The sequence below is a fragment of the Tritonibacter sp. SIMBA_163 genome, assembly GCF_046535935.1.
Taxonomy (GTDB): domain Bacteria; phylum Pseudomonadota; class Alphaproteobacteria; order Rhodobacterales; family Rhodobacteraceae; genus Epibacterium; species Epibacterium scottomollicae.
The window spans coordinates 1-228 of the sequence record NZ_JAWJBP010001587.1; the positions used below are offsets into that span (position 1 = coordinate 1).

At 56.1% G+C, this 228-nt stretch carries 1 protein-coding gene; it reads right to left on the reverse strand.

Features of this window, described 5'->3' with window-relative positions:
• Window positions 1-58: 58 nt before the first annotated feature.
• Window positions 59-228: diguanylate cyclase (locus R0J92_RS27605; RefSeq protein ID WP_411054026.1), on the reverse strand; the 170-nt coding region annotated here is incomplete at its 5' end.

Below are 228 nucleotides of genomic sequence, written 5' to 3' on the forward strand. Positions count from 1 at the left end.
GTTATTGCTCACTGGTTGCTGTAACGCAGCGCCTATTGATGCCTTCACGAACGCCTGGCTACGCCGGGCGTTCGTGTATCTCAATGCGGTTGCGTCCGCGTCGCTTGGCTAAATAAAGCTGTTGGTCAGCTTGGCTAAGCAGGTCATCCGCGCTTAATGGTTGGGAAGAGGACATGGTCGCCACGCCCATACTCGCCGTCAGGTGTGAGTGGGTACTGGAGTAGGCAT